Annotated in this window: 15 protein-coding genes and 2 pseudogenes; 14 read left to right on the forward strand and 3 right to left on the reverse strand. The window is 69.0% G+C overall.

Features of this window, described 5'->3' with window-relative positions:
- The first annotated feature begins 2 nt into the window (after nt 1–2).
- The 3 genes from BLQ75_RS20105 to BLQ75_RS20115 all read left to right on the forward strand — a co-directional run bounded on the left by BLQ75_RS20105 (nt 3) and on the right by BLQ75_RS20115 (nt 4,388).
- Entirely contained in the window at nt 3–2,417 is a 2,415-nt protein-coding gene (locus BLQ75_RS20105) for an ATP-dependent Clp protease ATP-binding subunit (RefSeq protein ID WP_092604236.1), read from the forward strand.
- Nucleotides 2,414–3,241 (forward strand): SAM hydrolase/SAM-dependent halogenase family protein, encoded by an 828-nt coding sequence (locus BLQ75_RS20110; protein ID WP_092604237.1) that lies wholly within the window; start codon nt 2,414–2,416, stop codon nt 3,239–3,241. The genes BLQ75_RS20105 and BLQ75_RS20110 overlap by 4 nt, the downstream gene beginning before the upstream one ends.
- Nucleotides 3,242–3,389: 148 nt before the next feature.
- A complete protein-coding gene (locus BLQ75_RS20115) occupies nt 3,390–4,388 on the forward strand; it encodes an SMP-30/gluconolactonase/LRE family protein (RefSeq protein WP_092604238.1) in 999 nt (332 codons plus the stop codon).
- A gap of 58 nt (nt 4,389–4,446) precedes the next feature.
- Here BLQ75_RS20115 and BLQ75_RS20120 read toward each other — a convergent pair whose 3' ends face one another.
- Nucleotides 4,447–4,992: a putative immunity protein gene (locus tag BLQ75_RS20120; protein ID WP_092604271.1), complete on the reverse strand. Its 546-nt coding sequence runs from the start codon at nt 4,990–4,992 to the stop codon at nt 4,447–4,449.
- Nucleotides 4,993–5,164: 172 nt separating this feature from the next.
- On the opposite strand from BLQ75_RS20120, the pseudogene BLQ75_RS24770 reads away from it, so the two are divergent.
- The 6 genes and pseudogenes from BLQ75_RS24770 to BLQ75_RS20150 all read left to right on the forward strand — a co-directional run.
- Nucleotides 5,165–5,535: pseudogene (locus tag BLQ75_RS24770) on the forward strand (SAM-dependent methyltransferase); the annotation flags it as partial.
- Between the two features lie 346 nt (nt 5,536–5,881).
- On the forward strand, nt 5,882–7,849 hold the full coding sequence (locus BLQ75_RS20130; RefSeq protein ID WP_092604239.1) for an aconitate hydratase: 1,968 nt from the start codon (nt 5,882–5,884) through the stop codon (nt 7,847–7,849).
- Nucleotides 7,850–8,036: 187 nt separating this feature from the next.
- Entirely contained in the window at nt 8,037–8,528 is a 492-nt protein-coding gene (locus BLQ75_RS20135; protein ID WP_244515782.1) for an STAS domain-containing protein, read from the forward strand.
- 62 nt (nt 8,529–8,590) lie between these two features.
- Nucleotides 8,591–9,310, forward strand: a complete 720-nt coding sequence (locus tag BLQ75_RS20140) for a VOC family protein (protein WP_092604273.1) — start codon at nt 8,591–8,593, stop codon at nt 9,308–9,310.
- A gap of 287 nt (nt 9,311–9,597) precedes the next feature.
- Nucleotides 9,598–9,996 (forward strand): annotated as a pseudogene (locus BLQ75_RS20145) (DinB family protein); the annotation flags it as partial.
- A gap of 158 nt (nt 9,997–10,154) precedes the next feature.
- On the forward strand, nt 10,155–10,682 hold the full coding sequence (locus tag BLQ75_RS20150; protein ID WP_092604240.1) for a hypothetical protein: 528 nt from the start codon (nt 10,155–10,157) through the stop codon (nt 10,680–10,682).
- 127 nt (nt 10,683–10,809) lie between these two features.
- On the opposite strand, the gene BLQ75_RS24775 is transcribed toward BLQ75_RS20150, so the two are convergent.
- Nucleotides 10,810–11,070 carry a hypothetical protein gene (locus tag BLQ75_RS24775; RefSeq protein ID WP_043572939.1) on the reverse strand — a complete coding sequence of 87 codons (261 nt, stop codon included), beginning with the start codon at nt 11,068–11,070 and terminating at the stop codon, nt 10,810–10,812.
- 218 nt (nt 11,071–11,288) lie between these two features.
- Here BLQ75_RS24775 and BLQ75_RS20160 point away from each other — a divergent pair, with 218 nt between their 5' ends.
- Nucleotides 11,289–11,564, forward strand: coding sequence for a DUF6221 family protein (locus tag BLQ75_RS20160; protein WP_092604241.1), 276 nt, complete (start codon nt 11,289–11,291; stop codon nt 11,562–11,564).
- 173 nt (nt 11,565–11,737) lie between these two features.
- The gene (locus BLQ75_RS20165; protein ID WP_092604242.1) at nt 11,738–13,204 is read left to right on the forward strand and encodes an MFS transporter; all 1,467 of its coding nucleotides are present in this window, start codon (nt 11,738–11,740) and stop codon (nt 13,202–13,204) included.
- An 859-nt stretch (nt 13,205–14,063) separates the two neighbouring features.
- Here the strand turns inward: BLQ75_RS20165 and BLQ75_RS20170 are convergent.
- The gene (locus BLQ75_RS20170; protein WP_092604243.1) at nt 14,064–14,804 is read right to left on the reverse strand and encodes a 3-keto-5-aminohexanoate cleavage protein; all 741 of its coding nucleotides are present in this window, start codon (nt 14,802–14,804) and stop codon (nt 14,064–14,066) included.
- Nucleotides 14,805–15,052: 248 nt separating this feature from the next.
- Between BLQ75_RS20170 and BLQ75_RS20175 the strand changes: the two genes are divergently transcribed.
- The 3 genes from BLQ75_RS20175 (at nt 15,053) to BLQ75_RS20185 (ending at nt 20,657) form a co-directional block, all read left to right on the forward strand.
- Nucleotides 15,053–16,039, forward strand: a complete 987-nt coding sequence (locus BLQ75_RS20175) for a malate dehydrogenase (protein ID WP_043572946.1) — start codon at nt 15,053–15,055, stop codon at nt 16,037–16,039.
- 503 nt (nt 16,040–16,542) lie between these two features.
- Nucleotides 16,543–19,725: a UvrD-helicase domain-containing protein gene (locus tag BLQ75_RS20180; RefSeq protein ID WP_092604274.1), complete on the forward strand. Its 3,183-nt coding sequence runs from the start codon at nt 16,543–16,545 to the stop codon at nt 19,723–19,725.
- Nucleotides 19,726–19,799: 74 nt separating this feature from the next.
- A complete protein-coding gene (locus BLQ75_RS20185; protein WP_244515785.1) occupies nt 19,800–20,657 on the forward strand; it encodes an SDR family oxidoreductase in 858 nt (285 codons plus the stop codon).
- The last annotated feature ends 7 nt before the right edge of the window (nt 20,658–20,664 follow it).

Consider the following 20,664-nt stretch of genomic DNA (forward strand, 5'->3'; position numbering starts at 1 on the left):
ACGTGAGTAGCGGCCGGACCTCCGATCCGTCGCCGGGTGTCGAGTCGCTGCTCGACGAACTGTTGCGTGCCCGCGACGACGCCGCCACCGACACGGCCCGCGAACGGCACACCGGTCTGCTCGACGAGCAGGCCCGCACCGTGCTGTCGGCGGCCGTGCACGCCGCCCGCGACTGGGGCAGCACCGCCCTCGACGACACGCACCTGCTGTGGGCGCTGACCCAGACAGGCCAGACCGCCCGCATGCTGCGTGAGACCGGGGTCGCCGTGGACCGGCTGGCCCGCAGCCTGCGCACCCTGGCCGGTGCGTACGAAGCCGCCAACGACTCGACCGACCCGCGTCCCTGGTTGACCAACGCCGCCCGGCACGCACTGCTGGGCTCCTACCGGCAGGCGCGCCACGAGGGAGCCGACCAGCTCGGGACACGGCACCTGCTGCTGGGCATCGCCACCGATGCCGACTCCGCGGCGGGACGGGCGCTGGCACGCGCCATCGAACAGGGCGATTCCGCCCGCGGCGTCGCCGACAGCTCCGGCGAGCCCTCCCCGCACGAAACCACCAGCCGGCCCACCACACCGTGGCTGGACGAGTTCGGCCACGACATGACCGCGCACGCCACCACCGAGGAGTTCGACCCCGTGGTGGGGCGGCAACAGCAGATCGACCAGGTCGTGGAGGTGCTGGCGCGGCACGGCAAGAACAGTCCCGTGCTGCTGGGCGAGGCCGGGGTGGGCAAAACCGCCATCGTGGAGGGACTGGCCCACCGCATCGCCGCCAACACCGCCCCGCCGCTGCTGGCGGGCAAACGACTCGTCGCGCTCGACGTCACCAGCCTGGTGGCCGGCGCCCAGCATCGAGGCGACTTCGAACGCCGCCTGCGCGAACTGCTGCGCGAGATCACCGAACACCGCCGGGAACTGGTCGTGTTCATCGACGAGATCCACGCGCTGATCGGGGCCGGTGCCGGTGACGGTGCGCTGGACGCGGCCACCGTGGTCAAACCGGCCCTGGCGCGTGGCGAGCTGCCCCTGATCGGGGCCACCACCACCGAGGAGTACCGCAAGCACATCGAGAAGGACCCGGCGCTGGAACGACGGTTCCACCCGGTGGTGGTGCCCGAGCCGTCGGTGTCGGAGACCGTGGAGATCCTGCGGGGGGTGCGGGAGCGCTACCAGCGCCACCATCGGGTGCGCATCGACGACCGGGCCCTGCACCATGCCGCGTTCCTGGCCGACCGTCACATCAGCGACCGCTTCCTGCCCGACAAAGCCGTCGACGTGCTCGACCACGCCTGCGCCCGGCTGCGGCTGCGGCACGACCGCGACGACACCCCGCCCACACGCCGCCCCCTGCTGGGCACCGATACCGTCGCCGAGGTCGTGGCCACCCGCACGGGGCTGCCTCTGACCGAACTGGGCACCACCGAACGCGCCAAGCTCCGCGAGCTCGGTGCCCGGCTGTCCGAACGGGTCATCGGCCAGCCCCACGCCACCCGCACCGTCGCCGAGACGGTACGCCGCGCCCGCACCGGACTGTCGGATCCGCAGCGGCCCCTGTGCAGCTTCGTGTTCACCGGCCCCACCGGGGTGGGCAAGACGGAACTGGCGCGGGCGCTGGCGGCCGCGCTGTTTTCCGACAGTGACCGCACGGTGCGGTTCGACATGGGCGAGTTCCAGGAAAAGCACAGCGTCTCCCGACTGATCGGCGCCCCACCCGGGTATCTGGGCCACGACGAGCCCGGCCAGCTCACCGACAGCATCCGCACCCGGCCCTACAGCGTGCTGCTGCTCGACGAGATCGAAAAGGCCCACCCCGACATCCTCAACACGCTGCTGCAGGTGCTCGACGCGGGCAGGCTGACCGACTCCAGCGGCAGAACCGTGGACTTCAGCAACACCGTGGTGATCATGACCTCCAACATCGGGGCCGATCAGGCGCTGCACGCCGGGGAAACCGACCAGCCCTACGACCCCGTCGCCGAGCTGACCCGGTGTTTCCGGCCGGAGTTCGTCAACCGTGTCGACGAGATCGTGCCGTTCGAACCGTTGGACACCGACGCCCTGGTCGGCATCGCCGAGACACTGCTGGAGCAGACCCGGCAACGACTGCGGGCCCGCCGCATGCGGCTGGAGATCACCGAACAGGCCGTGCGCTGGCTGGTCGACCGTGGCCATCACCGCGAGTTCGGGGCACGGCAGCTGCGGCGGGTCATCGAACGCGAGCTGCACAACCGCCTCGCCGCGCTGCTGACCGAACACCCCAGTCCGGAGGGAAGCACCGTGCACGCCGAAGTCACCGGGGACGCGCTGACCGTGCGGCTGGCCGAACCGCACCGCTCGTCCGGTCTCGCCTGCGAGCACGCGGCGACCGCCACGGCCGTCCCCGGCGACGGCGACGGTGTCACGATGGAACGATGACCGATCAGCAGCCGCGCTACCCGTGGATCTCGTTCACCACCGACTACGGCACCGCCGACGGTTTCGTCGCCGCCTGCAAGGGGGTGCTGGCCCGCCGCGCCCCCGGCGCGGCGGTGCTCGACATCAGCCACGACATCCCGCCGCAGGCCATCACCGCCGCCTCGGCGGTGCTGACCCAGACCGTGCCCTACCTGCCCACCGCCGTGCATCTGGTCGTCATCGACCCCGGGGTGGGCACCGCGCGTCGCGGCATCGTCGTGGAAACCGCTTCCGGCGGCGTCCTCGTCGGCCCGGACAACGGGGTGCTGCCTGCCCCGGCCGAACGGCTCGGCGGGATCACCACAGCGGTGGAACTGGCCGAGCCCGACTGGTGGTTGCCCGAGGTCTCGGCCACCTTCCACGGGCGCGACGTGTTCGCTCCCGTGGCCGCCGCCATCGCGATGGGAGCCGACATCCGGCGAGCCGGTCCCGCCCTGCCCACCGCCGAACTGGTGCCGGCCCCCACGCCCTACTGCCGACGCGACAACGACCAGGTGCGAGCACAGGTGATCACCATCGACCACTTCGGCAACCTGCAGCTGGCACTGCCCGGCACCGAGGCGCCCTGGCGACACGGCGAACCGCTGCGGATCACCACCCCCACCGGGAGTTTCACCGCCCGCTTCGGCCGCACCTTCGGCGACGTCGCCGAAGGTGACTGCCTGGTGCTGGTCGACTCGGCCGGTCAGCTGGCCGTGGCCGTCAACACCGCCTCGGCCGCCGCCCTGCTGGGCACCGAACGCGACCAGACGATCAGCATCACCCCCGCCGAGGACGAGAGGTGAGCGGGCCGGAGGAGGGCGCCCGGCACCAGCGAGCCGGGCACACCGCCGGCACGGCGGCCATCGACCTCGCCGCGTCACTCACCGCCGGGTTGATCGTTGTTTCCCACGAAAACAGAACCTGCCCCGTCGCACACCCCGGGAGCCGCCGATGAGCCCCGGCATTCGCCCACGAGGATGGCGCCCACCCCCGCCTCGCCCCGGGCGGGCACGACGAATCGCGGCACCCGGCCTGCTGCCGGTCAACGGGCTCGGCCCCGAAGACGTCGCCGTCGACCGACACGAGCGCGTCATCACCGGCGTCGACGACGGACGTCTGCTCGCCGTCGACCCCGCCGGTGGGCCCTCGCGCACCGTGGCCGACACCGGCGGCCGCCCGCTGGGCATCGAAACGCTGCCGGACGGGCAGCTGCTGGTCTGCGACGCCGAGCGTGGGCTGCTGCGGGTCGACCCCGAGCGAGCGACGGTGCGAACCCTGCTCGCCTCCGACGAGCGGGCAGGGCCCGCGCTGTGCAACAACGCGGCGGTCGCCCGCGACGGCACCGTGTACTTCAGCGACTCCTCCCGCCGGTTCCCGCTGGCTCGCTGGCGCGACGACCTCATGGAACACTCCGGCACCGGACGGCTGTGGCGCCTGCCACCGGACGGAGACGCCGAGGTGGTACTCGACGGGCTGCAGTTCGCCAACGGGGTGGCGCTGACCCCCGACGAATCGAGCGTGGTGGTGGCCGAGACCGGTGCGTACCGGCTGCGACGTGTGCTCCTCGACGGTCCCCGCACCGGCTGCGACGACACCCTGTTTTCGGCGATGGCGGGTTTCCCCGACAACATCTCCACCGGCCCCGACGGGCTGATCTGGGTGACCCAGGCGGCCGCACGCAGCCGTCTGCTCGACACCGCCCACGCCCACGCCCCGGCCCTGCTGCGGCTGGCCGCCGCGCTGCCGCCACCACTGCAGGTACAACCCACCGAGACGCTGTGGCTGCTGGCCGTCGACCCCCACGGGCAGGTGGTCCACGAGCTCAGCGCCGACCCGACCGGATTCGGCATGGTCACCGGGGTCCGCCGACATCGGGACAGCCTGTACCTGGGCAGCCTGACCAGCCGCGCGGTGGCGGTGCTGCCCCTGCCGCCGGACGTCGCGGGCTAGCGCCCGTCCCGAAGCGGCAGCGGTGGCGCGTCGCGGCACACCGGCCGCTGCCGCGTGTTCACCACACTCGGGCAGCCCGCAGGGCGGTGTCCAACGTGCTCATGAGCCGCGCGGTGCGATTGCTGCCGGTCGGCGCCGGGGGATACCGGCCAAGGACATCGACCAGGACCGGCGTGGCCCGCTGCCGCGCCCGTTCGAGCAGCGCGTCCCCGACCGAGGGATCGTCACCGGCGTTCAGCTCGGCCACGCGCGCGGCGCTCGCGGTAGCTCGCAGAATGTGTCCCACCTGCTCGGCCCGCGCGATGGGGTGCAGGTAGGCGGCGGAGGCGGCATCACCGGCGGCGCGTGCGGCCAGCCGCGCGGCCTCGGTGCTCGCTTGCCGCGCGGCTCGATGCGCTTCCAACGAGGTGACGCGCTGCAGTTTGCTCCGCCTGGCCCCGTGGACGAATTCCCAGGCGGCGTCGACGGCCGCACGGGGACGCGGATCACCGGCGACGGTCTCTTCGAACACCGGCAGCACTCGCCGGGCGCTGTCGGCGGCGAAACGCGCCACGATCCGCAGCTCCTCCATGGTCAACTCGAAGTCACCGGCCACAGTCGGCATGGCCCCGATCCTGCCACCGACCGCGCGGTCGCCCCCAACCGAACCCCACCGGAACACAGCCGCGGCGCGAGTCCAGTGAAGAGCATGGACCCGGTGTGCGGAGACCACCGAACTCTTCGCGCGGGCCCGTCCCGACGTCGTCCTCCTCGTAATCAAGCACCATGAAGTCCAAGTGGGCAACAGCCTCCGCTCCGGCGGTCTGATGCTGATCGGCGAGTCGTACTGGCGCCGGCGAGTGCCGGACCGGGAAACAGCCCAGGCCTGCCACGCCAGCGGTGAGGACGATTTCCTGGTGCTGCCGGAGCTGATCGAGCGGTTCGGTGACCTCGGCACGACGTCGTAGAAATGATGCTGGCCGACCAGGACAGCTGGGACCGATACCGAGCGGCACAGTGGCTCAACCTGCGCCGCTGGCTCGACCAGAACCCCGATGACGAGCCGGCCGTCGAGGTGCGGGCCGAGCTCACCACCGATCCCGCACGCTACACGCGGTACGAACGTGAATACCTCGGCTGGGGAGTCTTCGCGCTGAGGGGCCGCTGACGGTCCGACCGGGCGGGTCCGGACGGCACCCCGCCCGGACCCGCACCATCTTCGTGGGGTGCTCCCAGGAGATGCCCGCCACCGGTGGGCACGGCTCGCGGTGTTCCCCCAGCTACGGGATCCTCTCCCCGTACCCGCCGCTCGACATGTGCCCCCTCCGCGCGCCGGGGCGACCAACAGCACCACCGGCGCGTCAGGCGTCCCTGACATCACGGGCGTACTGCCCGGCTGATCGTTTCAACTCCACCCCTGGCGGGTAACCCGAGCACGGCCCACTCGGGGCCGAACCCGACCAGAGGGGCACCGGCACCCGGTGAGCACATGATCACGAAAGGGGAGACCCGCCGTGCCCGCACGTACCCTGGCGCACAAACTCATCGCCGACCACCTCGTCGACGGCGATCCGCACCCCGGCCAGGAGGTGGCGCTGTCCATCGACCAGACCCTGACCCAGGACGCCACCGGCACCCTGGTCATGCAGGAACTGGAATCGCTGGGGCTGCGGCGCGCCCGCACCGAGGTCAGCGTGCAGTATGTCGACCACAACCTGCTGCAGGCCGACGAGAAGAACGCCGAGGACCACGAGTTCCTGCGCACCGCCGCCCAGCGTTACGGACTGTGGTACTCCAAACCCGGCAACGGCGTGTCCCACCCCACCCACATGCAGCGCTTCGGGATCCCGGGGCGATCCATGGCCGGCTCCGACTCGCACACCTGCGCGGCCGGCTCCCTGGGCATGCTCGCCATCGGCGTCGGCGGCCTCGAGGTCGCCCTGGCCATCGCCGGTGAGCCCCTGCGTCTGCGCATGCCCGAGATCTGGGGCGTGCGCCTGACCGGCCAGCTGCCCCCGTGGGTCTCGGCCAAGGACGTCATCCTGGAAATGCTGCGCCGACACACCGTCACCGGCGGAGTCGACCGCATCATCGAATACCACGGGCCCGGCCTGGCCGACCTGTCGGCCATGGACCGGCACGTCATCGCCAACATGGGCGCCGAACTCGGCGCCACCACCACCGTCTTCCCCGCCGACGAGGCCGTGCGACGGTTCCTGCGCGCCGAAGGCCGCGAACACGACTTCACCGAACTGGCCGCCGATCCCGAAGCCACCTACGACCTCACCGACGAGATCGACCTCAGCGGCCTGCAACCCCTCATCGCACGCCCCTCCGCGCCCGACAACGTCGTGCCGGTCAGCGACGTCGCGGGAGAACCGGTCAGCCAAACCGTCATCGGCTCCTCGGCCAATCCCGGGCTGCGCGACTTCGCCGTCACCGCCCACATGCTGCGCGGACGCTCCACCAACGACGCGGTCAGCGTGGACATCAACCCCACCTCCCGCGAGATCCTGCAGGATTTGGCACGCACCGGCGCGGTGGCCGATCTGATCGGCGCCGGAGCACGCATCCACCAATCCGGCTGCATGGGCTGCATCGGCATGGGCCAGGCACCGGCCGTGGGGCAGAACTCACTGCGCACCTTCCCCCGAAACTTCCCCGGCCGCTCCGGAACCCCCGAGGACTCGGTGTGGCTGTGCTCCCCGGAAACCGCCGCCGCCTCCGCCCTGACCGGCACCATCACCGACCCCCGCGAGTTGGCCGAACAGCTCGGCATCACCGACCACAGCCCCGAAACATCCGAGCGCTCCGCCGTCAACACCGCCATGCTGCTGGCCCCGCCGGAGGAGACCGAGGCGCTGCGCATCAGCCCCGTCAAAGGCCCCAACATCTCCGCGCTGCCGGAGCTGGGCCCACCCCCGGAACGGTTGGAAACGGCCGTGTTACTCAAAACCGGCGACAACGTCTCCACCGACGAGATCTCCCCGGCCGGAGCCCAGGCGCTGCCGCTGCGGTCCAATATCCCGGCGCTGGCCGAGTTCACCTTCACCCGACTGGATCCCGACTACCCCCAGCGAGCCCGGCAGCACGGCCACCCGCACGCGGTGATCGGCGGGCACAACTACGGGCAGGGCTCCTCACGGGAGCACGCCGCCATCACCCCCCGCCATCTCGGGCTGCGCCTGGTGGTGGCCAAATCCTTCGCGCGGATCCACTGGCAGAACCTGGTCAACTTCGGCATCCTGCCGCTGGAATTCACCGACCCGGCCGACTACGACGACATCGACCACGGCGACGTGCTCCGGATCGAGCAGCTGCACCACCATCTGCCCCGCCGGGGCGAGATCACCCTGCACAACCTCACCCGCGGCGTCGACTACCGAGTCGGCCACCGGTTGTCCCCACGGCAGGTCAACGCCGTGTTGGCGGGCGGGATCATCCCCATGCTCGCCGAGACCACCCCGGCACGACAGAGTTGAGACCCCAGTCGGATGTATTCGTACGCCCGAACGTCGCAGCGGTTGTAGCCCCTCCGGCGGGGCCACTACGGTGGGAGACACGGCTGGGCGAACAGTAATCACATCAACACGAGGGGTCACAACGCGGTGACCCGGCCGCCGACACCGCTTCCTGTTCGCCGGCCCGGCGGACGTCGCAGGAGGAAACGTGATCGTTTCTCGACACACCTCGCGCTCACTCGACAGTGACGAGCCCGACACGGCCACGCCGACCCCGCCGCGACCGACCGTGCCCACCAGACGCCCGGGCGAAGGTGAACTCACCCAAGGACAACACCGGCTCGATCCCGCCCTGCGCCTGTCCGTCCAACGCCCGGCACCCGGCGTGGTGGTGGTGAGCATGAACGGCGACATAGACCTCGCCGCCGCCCCCCGGGTCACCGAACTCATCCGGCAACGCCTGACCGCCGCCACCCTGCGAGCACTGATCGTGGACCTGAGCATGATCTCGTTCATCGACACCACAGGGGGCGAACTGCTGCTGCAGGCCCAACGCCGCGCCCAACAGCGCGGCATCGACATGCACGTGGTCCCCGGGCAGGGCTGCGTGCGCCGCCTGCTCGACCTCACCGGCATCGACGCCAGCCTGAACTGCCACGACAGCGTCAGCACCGCGCTGGCGCACGCCCGCCACCAGTAGGCAGGGGGCTCGCCGCTCGGCGGCGGCCCGATCGCGGCCCCTGCCGAGCCTAAACTGTGATCATGTATTTGCAGAACCTGATCATCGACGCCATCGAACCACAGCGGCTGGGACGGTTCTGGGAGGCGGTGGTCGGTGGGGTGCGGCTCACCGACGAGCCCGACATCTTCGAGACCCGGCTCACCGTCGAGGACGGGCCCGTGCTGGACCTGTGCTTCCAGCCGGTTCCCGAACCGCCCGCCGAGCCGCCGCGGCTCCACCTCGACCTCCTCGGCGGGGACCACCAGGCCGGTGAGGTCGACCGGCTGCTCGAGCTGGGCGCACGACACCTCGACATCGGCCAGGGCGATGTGCCCTGGGTGGTGCTCGCCGACCCGGAGGGCAATCCCTGCTGCGTGATGGAACACCGGGCGGTCTACCTCGACACCGGCCCGATCGCGGCGCTCCCGCTCGCCTCCGCCGACCCGGACACCGACCGGGAGTTCTGGGCCTGGCTGACCGGCTGGACCGATGCTCCCGGGGTCGCTCCCCGCACGTTGCGCCACCCCTCGCGGCGCGGCCCCCTCTTCGAACTGTGTCCCGAACCGGCTTCCAAGGGCGCGGCCAAGAACCGGCTGCACCTCGACATCCGGCTCGAGGACGGTGACGATCCCGACGAAGTCGCGGCAGGCATCGCCGAGCGCGGCGGTCGGGAACTCCACCCCGACCAGGACGGGTTGCCATGGCGGCTCTATGCCGACCCCTCGGGCAATGAGCTGTGCGTGCTGCCTGCTCACTCGTGAGGCGTGGTGTCCACGTTTCACCGCACCCGAGCGAGGACAACCCCGCTCTCGGGTTTCCCGTGCTCGTCCACGCTCGTGCGGGGGCGGGCCTGCGGTCGCACCGACAACAGCGGAGGTACGACTCGCCGAACTCAATACGAATAAAATTCACAGAAGGTGCGACAATTCACGGATGAGCAGCATCGAACGCCCCATGCCCCCCCCTCAACGCCGACGAACGCGACGTCCTCGAAGGCTGGCTCGACTTCCACCGCGCCACCCTCGCCAGAAAATGCGAAGGACTCGACGACAACCAAGCGTCCACCGCGGCCACCCCACCGTCCGAGCTCACCCTGACCGGACTCGTCCAGCACATGGCCGAAGTGGAACGCAACTGGTTCCGCCGAGTGCTGACCGCTGAACCCCTGCCACCCATCCCCACCGGCCGGGCACACCCCGACGGCACCGACGGCGGATTCGAACTCGCCGAGGACGCCACCCTCCACGACGCCCTGCGCACGTGGCACACCGAAGTGGAACACTCTCGACGGAACTGCCAACGGCACTCGCTGACCGATCTCGGCGACCTCGGCGGCCAAGCGGTCAACCTGCGCTGGATCTACGTGCACATGATCGAGGAATACGCCCGCCACAACGGTCACGCCGACCTGCTCCGGGAACGCATCGACGGCACCACCGGTATCTAAACCAGCAGCGAGGAACAACCGACCGGCGAGAACATCGACAGCGGCACCGCCAAGCACCACGGCAGACGGGACCACGCAGCGGCGAGAACACACGCCGCGACGCCGCGAGAAAACACCGATCACCCCACGGCGAACACCGCCGATGACACCATCAACACATGTCCCCGACAGCCTCGATCCGGTGCTTGGCGACCCTCGCCTGCGGTCTCGTCCTCACCAGCTGCGGCGCCACACACACCCCCGGCACCCTTCACGAAACCACACCCCCGGCGAGCACACCCAGCCCAGCGCCCAGCTCCGAAACGATCGCCCAGGCAGAACCGAGCCACGTACCGGACCCGCGAACCGACTGGCAGCGCGAACACGCCGGAAACCATGCCTACCGCGAGCGCTACCCGCTCACCCCCGAGCAACAACGCCAGGCGGACAGGATCACCGCCGCGCTGCGCCCCCAGCTACGGAACCTGGCAGAGAAGGAGAACCCAGACATCGAACGGACGCGCCACGCGCTGCGTCACGTCGGACTCACCCCGCGAGAAGTAACCACCACCCAGGACGGCCTCGGATTCCGAGCCGAAGCAGACGGAATCTGCGTCACCGGCCAGATCGACGAAGACCACGTGTCACTGCACACCCAGGGACCGAGCCTGGACGGCGGCTGCGCCGAACCCGACGGCGGCCACTGAGGCCACACGGGAGAGCGAACTCCGGCTACGCAGAACCGGAAGGGGACTCACACCCGAAACCGACACGGGCGGGGGAGCGAACCGCGCCCACCCGGACAAGCCCGCACCCCCGCGCGCCGAAGATCCCTCAACCCGGATGAACACCCACCGCATCCCGCAACTCACCGGCCATCGCCGCCCCCGCCTGCCGGGCACAGTGCGCGCAGCAGAAGAACTGCCCCGAATCCTCCACACCATGCCCCAGCACCCGGCACCCGCAGTGCTCACAGTGCGGCGCCAGCCGGTGCGCGGCGCACTCGAACGAATCGAACACGTGCACCTGATCACCGGCCGTACGCACCTCGAACGTCATCCAGTAGTCATTGCCGCAGACCTCGCACGTACCCATCACGACCCCCGTTTTTCCCGAACCGATGCCGTCCTCGACACCACAGCATGCGGCCACCCCGTGATCACGACAACCGCACACGCCGATACCCAGCGCATTTCCTCCGGCGATCACCCCACCGAGGCCGAACCGGCACCCTTCCATGATCGACGATGTCTCCCGTGACCCCCAGGTCACCACCGAAACGCCCACGAGGAGACCAGTCGAGGAGAACCACCGTGGATCGGCTCCGGGAGTTCCTGCGCACGCAGATCCCGCACGACCTGGCCGGAACCGACACCTGCTCCACCACCCACATCACCCGAGGATTCCGGGAATGCGAACTCAAAGCCAAAATCCTCGACCAGCACCGCCACTGCGGAACCGGACACGGCCCCCGCGACATCCTCAACACCTCGTCCCCCCCACGAGGACGAACGAGGATGCCCCACCGGGCCCGGCTCGGACTGCCCTACAACGACCGCCCCGCCTACCACCACCGATGGCGCCCCTGAACACCACGCGGCACCCAAAAGCGACGACGATCCGACGAAGTAGAAGTACCGGCAACAACCGCCCACACGCGCGGAAAACCCCTCACCTCCCGACGAACTGGCCGGGAATCGCGCTCGATCCCCGCACACCGCGATTCCCGGCCGAAACGTCCCACAGCGGTTACCCTCACCGGATGAGCGTCCGCAGCGCCGACGCCCCCGTGCCGCTGCACTCGGCACGGGGAAGGCGGATCATCCTCGCCACCATGCTCGGCTCCGGAGTCGCGTTCCTCGACGGCTCGGTGGTCAACGTCGCCCTGCCCGCCATCGGCCGCGATCTCGGCGGAACCTTCGCCCTGCTGCAGTGGGTGCTGGACGCCTACCTGCTGACGCTCAGCGCGCTGCTGCTGCTCGGCGGAGCGCTCGGGGACCGTTACGGTCGCCGTCGAATCTTCACCGCCGGTCTGGTGCTGTTCACCCTGGCCTCACTCGGCTGTGGGATCGCACGCGGGGGAGCGGAGCTGATCGCCGCGCGACTCGTGCAGGGAGTCGGCGGGGCATTGCTGGTACCGGGCAGCCTGGCCCTGATCAATGCCTCCGTGCGACCGGAGGACCGGGGCAAAGCCGTCGGCACCTGGGCCGGACTGACCGGTGTCGCCTCGGCGGTCGGCCCGTTCGTGGGTGGCTGGCTGGTCGACACCGCGTCCTGGCGCTGGGTGTTCTTCATCAACCTGCCCGTAGCGGCGCTCGCGCTGGCGGTGACCCTGCGGCACGTTCCCGAGTCCAACGACCCCACGATCTCAGGACCTCCTGACACCACCGGTGCGGCAGCGGTCACCCTCGGGCTGGCCGGAGCCGTCTACGCGTTGATCGAAACCCCCGCGCACGGCTGGAACGCGGTGACCGTGGCTGCCGCGCTCGTCGGGATCGTCGGGCTGGCCTGCTTTCCGCGCATCGAGGCCAAACAGCGGGCTCCACTGCTGCCGCTGTCACTGTTCCGCTCCCGGCAGTTCGTCGGGGCCAACCTCACCACTTTCACCGTCTACGGTGCGCTGAGCACGGCCCTGTTCCTGTTGTCGCTGCAGCTACAGCAGACGCTGGGCTATTCGGCGATGGCCACGGGGCTGGCCACGCTGCCGATCACGGTCATCATGCTGCTGCTGTCGAGCAGGATGGGAGCGCTGGCACAACGGATCGGACCGCGGTGGCCGATGACCATCGGACCGGTGGTGTGCGCCTGCGGGCTCGTTCTGATGACGCGAGTGACGCCGGGGGCCTCCTATACGACGGGTGTACTCCCCGGCGTGCTGGTCTTCGGGATCGGACTGTCGATCACCGTGGCACCATTGACCTCGGCCGTGCTGGCCTCGGTCGGTTCTGAGCGCGGTGGGGTGGCCTCCGGCGTCAACAACGCCGTTTCCAGAGTGGCCGGATTGCTGGCTGTGGCGGTGCTGCCGCCGTTGGCGGGGTTGTCCGGCACCGCGACGGGGCAACCGCTGGGGCAGGGCTACGGCAACGCCATGCTGATCTCCGCCGGACTGTGCGTGGTGGGGGCGGCACTGGCGGCGTTGACGATCGAGCGGGCCGAACATGTTCGCACGGTACCGCTACCGGCGGTCAACCACGCCTGCCAGGATCCGTGCACCGAGAACGGCCGCTGAGGTGATCGAACCAGCGCTGGGACAGGAGCGGATCAACAGATTTGATGGATAATATTCATTATCCACGTTTTACGGCAGCGGAACCGACCGTATACCGGGGGCGCGGTCGACGTTTTCACGAGCGGAACGACGGCCCGCAGGCCCGCTTCAAGCACTCAACAACATCACGGTGACGAATCCGCCCGTGCTTCCCGGGTTGGCAGACGCCTCGGCAGCGAGATCATCGATGGCGGCGGCCCACGTGGGGTTTCCACAGCGTGCCGCACCGAGCCGTGAAGCGCGCCGCGCGTCTCCGGGCCGCGAACGCGACATCGCGATGTCGCGGCTGGTTCGGTCGGCTGGCCGGTTTCACCACCGGTGACCACCGGATACAGTTTTAGCCGATAATGCACATTATGTTAAGTAATGCTTCTCGCGGAGACCATGACCGCTCCACCCCACATCTGTCACACTCGCCTGAGGTCGTTGAGCACGCCTGTGCCGACGGCCGAACGATTCGTAACGATTCGTATCGGACTCGTTCGTCCACCAGACACCGAGCGAATGCGAATTCGGCCCACTGTGACCTGGGAAGCACCCCGATTTCGTCCTTCTGCTGTCGGAACCTGCGGTACTTCGAGCTTCTGACCGTCCTGTTTGGATTGAGACGGTGATGAACGGCTCGTTTCGCACCGGCCGTGCGGTGCCGAGTGCTGGGTGTTTCGCGTCGTTTTTTCGCGATGGGACGGTTGGAGGTGACGTGGTGGTGACTGCCCGCTGTGGCCGCGGTGCGGGGCTCGCGGGGCGTGCTGCGGAACCTGTTGTGGTGTTACCGCTTCCCTCTCCTCACTCGACCGCTCTGTTCCGCTGGGTGGTGCTCTCATTCGGAGCGTGCAGCCCGATCAGCCGGGGCCGTTCGGCTGTGCAGTGCGGCGCTGACGAGTTGGGGGTTGTCGTCGGCGATGTTGCCGTCGGGAAGCAGCAGGGTGTCTTCCAGGCCGATCCTGCGATGCAGGTCCAGCTGTTCGGCCAGGCGCAGTACGGGCCAGGCTCCGGCGGCTCTGCCGTGCAGCAGTACGGGGGTTCTGGTGGGACGGATTCGCCCCAGCAGTGCCTCGGCGGTGGCGGTCGCGCCGGTTGTTGTGGGGTCGACGACCTCGGCGAGGATGCGCAGCACCCGATCGCGGTGGGGCCATTCGGCGAAGCGTTCGGCGGCCTCGGTGCCGGAGCGGACACCGGCTTCGACGCCGATCCCCCGTCGCAGCAGTGCGTGGGCGATTCGTTCGGCTTCGGGTTCGTGCCAGTTGACGGTGGCATGATCTGGTAGGCTAGTCCAGCTCTCGATGGCTTCGAGTCGGGATCGCGTGTCGGGGGTGGTCCAGGCGCCGGTGGTGATTCCCACTGGAATGCCGGGCGCTGCTGCGCGTACTGCATTGATGGCGGCGGCCACCGTGGTGGCGTCGAGGCTGTCGGTACCGTCGGGACTCTTGGGGTGCAGGTGCACGTCCTCGGCGCCCGTCGCGACGCTGTGCGCTGCTGCCGCGGCCAGCTCGTGGGGTTGTACGGGAAGGTGGTGGTGTTCCCGAACTCCCCGGGCGCCGTTGAGGCAGACCTGCAGCATGGCTTCATTCTGCGTGATCGTGACGTGTGGCGAAACACGGTGTGTCGGTGGTGTGCGCCGGTCGGGTTCGGTGTCGTGGGGAGCGTTGTGGTTCCGGGTTCGTGGGCGGCCGTGTCCCGCGAGAGCTGAATCGGTTTCGGTTCTGTGGGGATGGTTGTGGAGTGTGATCCGTGCCGGGGGCGCCTGGCACGCGGTGTGCGGGTGGATAGCATCGCTTCGGCAATACCCGGCGACCAGGAGAGAACTCCATGACTCGTTCCCCCGTTACCGTCACTGTCACCGGCGCCGCTGGTCAGATCGGCTACGCGTTGTTGTTCCGGATCGCGTCCGGCCAGCTCATCGGTCCGGACACTCCGATCAATCTCCGGTTGCTGGAGATCCCGCAGGCGGTCAAGGCCGCCGAGGGGACGGCGATGGAACTGACCGACTGCGCTTTCCCGCTGTTGCGCAGTATCGAGGTCACCGATGACACGCATCGTGCCTTCGAGGGCACCAACATCGCCCTGTTGGTGGGGGCTCGGCCGCGTACCCAGGGAATGGAGCGCGGCGACCTGTTGGAGGCCAACGGCGGGATCTTCAAGCCGCAGGGTGAGGCGATCAACGCCAATGCGGCTGATGATGTGCGGGTCCTGGTCGTGGGTAATCCCGCGAACACGAACGCGCTGATCGCCCAGGCTCACGCTCCGGACGTGCCCGCGGAGCGTTTCACGGCGATGACCAGGCTGGACCACAATCGCGCGTTGGCTCAGCTGGCCATCAAGCTGGGTGTGGGGATCGACGAGATTCAGCGGCTGGCGATCTGGGGCAACCACTCCGCGACACAGTATCCGGACCTGTTCCACGCCGAGGTGGGTGGCAAGATCGCCGCCGAGCAGGTCGAGCGGGAGTGGCTGAGCGAGGAGTTCATTCCCACCGTGGCCAAGCGTGGTGCGGCGATCATCGAGGCGCGTGGGGCGTCTTCGGCCGCTTCGGCGGCCAACGCGGCCATCGATCACGTGCACACCTGGGTCAACGGTACGGCTGAGGGTGACTGGACCTCGGCCGGTGTGGTTTCGGACGGTTCGTACGGTGTGCCGGAGGGGTTGATCTCCTCTTTCCCGGTGAGGGCGCGTGACGGGCGTTACGAGATCGTTCAGGGGCTCGAGATCGACGAGTTCTCCCGGCCGCGTATCGACGCTTCGGTGCAGGAGCTTGTCGACGAGCGTGAGACCGTGCGTCGGTTGGGGCTGGTCTGACCGGTTCGGTGTGGTTCGGGGCCGGTGGGAGCGAGTTCTCCCGCCGGCCCCGCGTGTCGGGGCGTCGGTGTGGTGGTGTCAGCTCGATGGTCTCGGGTGAGGGCGGCCGGGCGAGCGGGTTCTGGGATGTGGTGCTCGTCGTGGTCGCCGGTGGCTCGCGCTGTTTTCTTCGGTGGTTTCGGCGCTCGGTGTCGGCGTTGTTCTCGGGGCGCTTCCGTTTCGGGTTTTTCGGTCGGTTCGATTCTTCTGGGACGTCGTGTGTGCGCGTGTTCGTTCGTTTCGGTGTCGGCGGCCGGTGTGGAACAGGCTCGGCGAAATCGGTTCACATGCTCCGGTGCGCTCCGACGGGGCGTGCGGAGCGCCGGGTGAGAAAGGTCGAATGAGTACTGTGGTGTTCCCGGTTCGGTGGTTGTCTTTCGTGGCGGGTGATCGCTTCGCTGGTGGTGTGGAGCGAGTGCGTGGCCGGAGCGTGGTGGGTGTGGCCGGTTTGGCAGGATCGGCGGGTGCGCTTCTACGCTGACTTGCATATCCACTCCAAGTACTCCCGTGCGTGCAGCAAGGACTGTGACATCGAGCATCTCGCCTGGTGGGCACGTCGCAAGGGAGTCACGGTGGTGGGCACGGGGGACTTCACGCATCCGGCTTGGCGTGCGCATCTGCGTGAGGTCCTGGAGCCGGCCGAGCCGGGGTTGTTGCGGTTGCGTCCGGAGTACGAGCGTGAGGCGTTGCGTACGCTGCCCGCCAAGTGCCACACGCCGGTGCGGTTCATGCTCTCGGTGGAAATCGCCACGATCTACAAGTACGGGGACTACACTCGCAAGATTCATCACCTGTGCTATGTGCCGGATTTCGACGCGGCTGAGGAGTTCAGCCGCAGGCTCGGCAACATTGGCAACCTGGGGTCGGACGGGCGTCCGATTCTGGGGTTGGACGCGCGGGATCTGTTGGAGATCACGTTGGAGTCCGGGGCGGGTTCGTATCTGGTTCCCGCTCACATCTGGACTCCGTGGTTCGCCGTTCTGGGCTCGAAGGCCGGGTTCGATTCGATTGAGGAGTGCTATCGGGACTTGGCCGGGCACGTCTTCGCGTTGGAGACGGGGTTGTCCAGCGATCCGGAGATGAACTGGCGGTTGTCGGGGTTGGACGGCTACACGCTGGTGAGTCATTCCGATGCGCATTCGCCGCCGATGTTGGCGCGGGAGGCGACCGTGTTCGACACCGAGTTGGACTACTTCGCGATACGTCGCGCGCTGGAGACCGGTGTTGGTTTCGAGGGCACGGTGGAGTTCTTTCCCGAGGAGGGCAAGTACCATCTCGACGGGCATCGCAAGTGCGGGGTGCGGTTGGATCCGGCCGAGACGCGTCGTCACGGGCGCCGGTGTCCGGACTGCGGCAAGCCGTTGACGGTGGGGGTGCTCAACCGGGTTGATGCGCTGGCCGATCGTGCCGAGGGGGTGCGGCCGTCGGGTGCGGCGGAGTATCGCAATCTGATACCGCTTCCGGAGATCGTCGGTGAGATCCGTGGGGTCGGTCCCAAGAGCAAGAAGGTCTTCGGGGAGATCAGTGAGCTCACCGCGCGGCACGGCTCCGAGCTGGCGATTCTGGAAAACGTTCCGGTGGAGCGGTTGCGGCGGGAAAACGGGGCGTTGGCCGAGGCTGTCGAGCGGTTGCGGGTGGGCGCGGTGCACCGGGAGGCGGGTTACGACGGGGAGTACGGCACGATTCGCGTCTTCGAACCGGGTGAGCTCTCGCGGGTTCGCAGTGGTGGTGCCGCCTCGTTATTCGACGACGAGGAGTTGGCGACCTCTACCCCACTGGCCCTGGAGGCGGTGGGTGAGCCGGAGGCGTTCGACGACGAGGTGCCCACCACTTCCCCGCCGTCGGATGCCGAGGGGGGCGCGCGGCACGAGGAGCGAGAGGGCGAACGTCGCGAGCTCTCGGACAGTGCCGTGGGCGGTGTGCCCGCCCCGGTGGGAATGCTGGCCGAACTCGACGCCGAACAGCGGGCCGCGGCCGAGGTGGAGTCCGGGCCGTTGATGATCGTGGCCGGCCCGGGGACGGGTAAGACCCGCACCATCACGCATCGCATCGCTCATCTGATCGAGGAACGGGGGGTGCCTGCTTCGGACTGTTTGGCCATCACCTTCACCCGGCGGGCCGCGGCGGAGATGAGCAACCGGATCACCGCGTTGGTGGGTGAGCGGGGCAGCGAGGTCACGGTGGCGACGTTTCACTCGTTGGGGATGAGTCTCGTGCGGGACAACCACGCGGCGCTGGGGTTGCCCGAGGATTTCGCGCTGGTCGACGCTGATCGGCGGCACCGGATTCTGGTGTCGTTGACCGGTGACGAGCGCAGGGCGCGGCAGGTCGTTTCCGCGTTGTCCCGGGCTCGTCGGGGCGGGGTTGTTTCCGATGAGGTGGTGGAGCTGCTTTCCGGCTACGTCGCCGCGTTGCGGCGGGAGGGGCTGGTGGATTTCGACGATCTGCTGGTGTTGCCGGTCGAGTTGTTGGAGTCCGATGGTGAGTTGGCCGAGTGGTACCGGCGGCGGTACCGCTGGGTCAGCGTCGACGAGTACCAGGACGTCGACGAGGTGCAGTACCGGTTGCTGCGGTTGTTGGCCCCGGCCGGGGCGAACCTGACCGTCATCGGTGATCCGGATCAGGCGATCTATGGTTTCCGTGGCGCTGATGTGGGGTTCTTCCTGCGGTTCGAACAGGACTATCCGGATGCTCCGGTGTTGGCGTTGACGCGGAACTACCGGAGTGGGCGACGGATCGTCGAGGGTGCGGTGCGGGCGATCCGGCCGGAGAGTCTGGTGCCGGAGCGGACGTTGCGGCCGGTGGGCGCCGACAGTGATCACCCGGTCGTGCTGCACCAGGCGGCCGACGAGACTTCCGAGGCCAGGTTCGTGGCCCGCACCGTCGACGGGTTGCTCGGTGGTGCCACTTTCCATTCGCTGGACAGCGGTAGTGCCGATGGCTACGAGACCTCGTCGTTGGGGTTCGGTGACATCGCGGTGGTCTACCGCACTGACGCGCAGTCGCGGGTGCTGGCCGAGGAGCTGACGCGGCAGGGTTTCCCGGTGCAGAAACGCAGTCACGACCCGCTGTCGTCGCGGGACGGGGTGGAGCCGTTGTTGCGGGAGCTCGGCTATGCCGGTCCTCGTTCCGGCACGGTGCTGCGGCAGTTGGAGCAGGCCGCCGCCTCGTTGGTCGAGACGACGGGCGAGCGGGCCGAACAGCTGCACACGGCCGTGGAGTTGTTGGCGCCGCTGGCCTCGCGTTTCGGTGAGGACGTGGCCGGGTTCCGCCAGGAGGTCATGCTGGGCGCGGAGGTCGACGCACTGGATCCGCGTGCGGACGCGGTGACGTTGCTGACGTTGCACGCCGCCAAGGGGCTCGAGTACCCGGTGGTGTTCGTGACCGGTTGTGAGGACGGGTTGTTGCCGTTGCGCTGGCCGGGTGAGCAGCAGGACGGCACCGCCGAGGAACGGCGGCTGTTCTTCGTGGGGATGACGCGGGCCCAGCGGCGGTTGTATCTGACGCGGGCGGCGCGTCGGGGCCAGGCTGCCGCCGCGCAGCGCTCCCCCAGCCCGTTCCTGTCCGAGTTGGGGGACACGGCGGTGCGGGGTGACGACGGTGGGGGCGGCAGACGACGTGCCGCTCGGCAGTTGAGTTTGCTCTGAGTCCGCGTCGTGTCGTCGGGCGTGGGCGGTGGTGTGGCGGATACGATTCCGGGGCGGGACTGGGAGGTGTGACTGTGGTGGAGTCGATCGCGCTCACCGGCGTCACCGGTGAGCTCGGCAGCAGGGTCAGTCGGTTGCTCGAGCAGAGCGGGGTGCCGCAGCGCCTCGTGGCCCGGGCTCCCGAACGTGTGCCCCGGGTGGAGAACTGTTCGGTGGTGCGGGCGTCCTACTCGGATGCGACGGCGTTGCGCGAGGCGTTCCGGGGGGTCGACACCGTGTTGTTCGTCTCCGCGCACGAGGAGCCGGATCGGTTGTGGCTGCATCGCACGCTCATCGACGCGGCCGCCGAGGCCGGGGTGCGTCGGATGGTCTACACCTCGTTCATGGGGGCGGCGCCGCACGCGACGTTTCCTTTCGCCCGGGAGCACTCGGCCACCGAGCAGGCCGTGATGGCCAGTGGGATGCGGCTGACCGCGTTGCGTAATTCGATGTATGCCGATGTGGTGCCGCACTTCGTCGGGGCGGGCGGGGTGATTCGTGGTCCCGCGGGCATGGGGCGGGCCGCGTGGGTCGCCCGGCGGGATGTGGCGCGGTTGGCGGCGCGGGTGCTGCTCGACGACGACCACGCCGACCGGATCTATGACGTCTCCGGTCCCGAACCGCTCGATCTGCGCGAAACGGCCCGGTTGCTGAGTGAGGTCACCGGTCGTGAGATCACCTATCACGCCGAGGACGAGCAGGAGGCGCGTGACTCGCGGGCGGGTGCCCGGCAGTGGCAGATCGATGCCTGGGTGGGTTCGTATCTGGCCATCGCCACGGGTGAGACCTCGGTGACCAGTCACACGGTCGAGCGAGTCACCGGGGTGCGGCCGTGGAGCTTCGACGAGTTCCTGCGGGCCGAGCCGGACAGTTGGCGGCACTTGCTCGCCTGAACCTCGC

This window comes from Actinopolyspora xinjiangensis (assembly GCF_900104475.1).
Classification (GTDB): domain Bacteria; phylum Actinomycetota; class Actinomycetes; order Mycobacteriales; family Pseudonocardiaceae; genus Actinopolyspora; species Actinopolyspora xinjiangensis.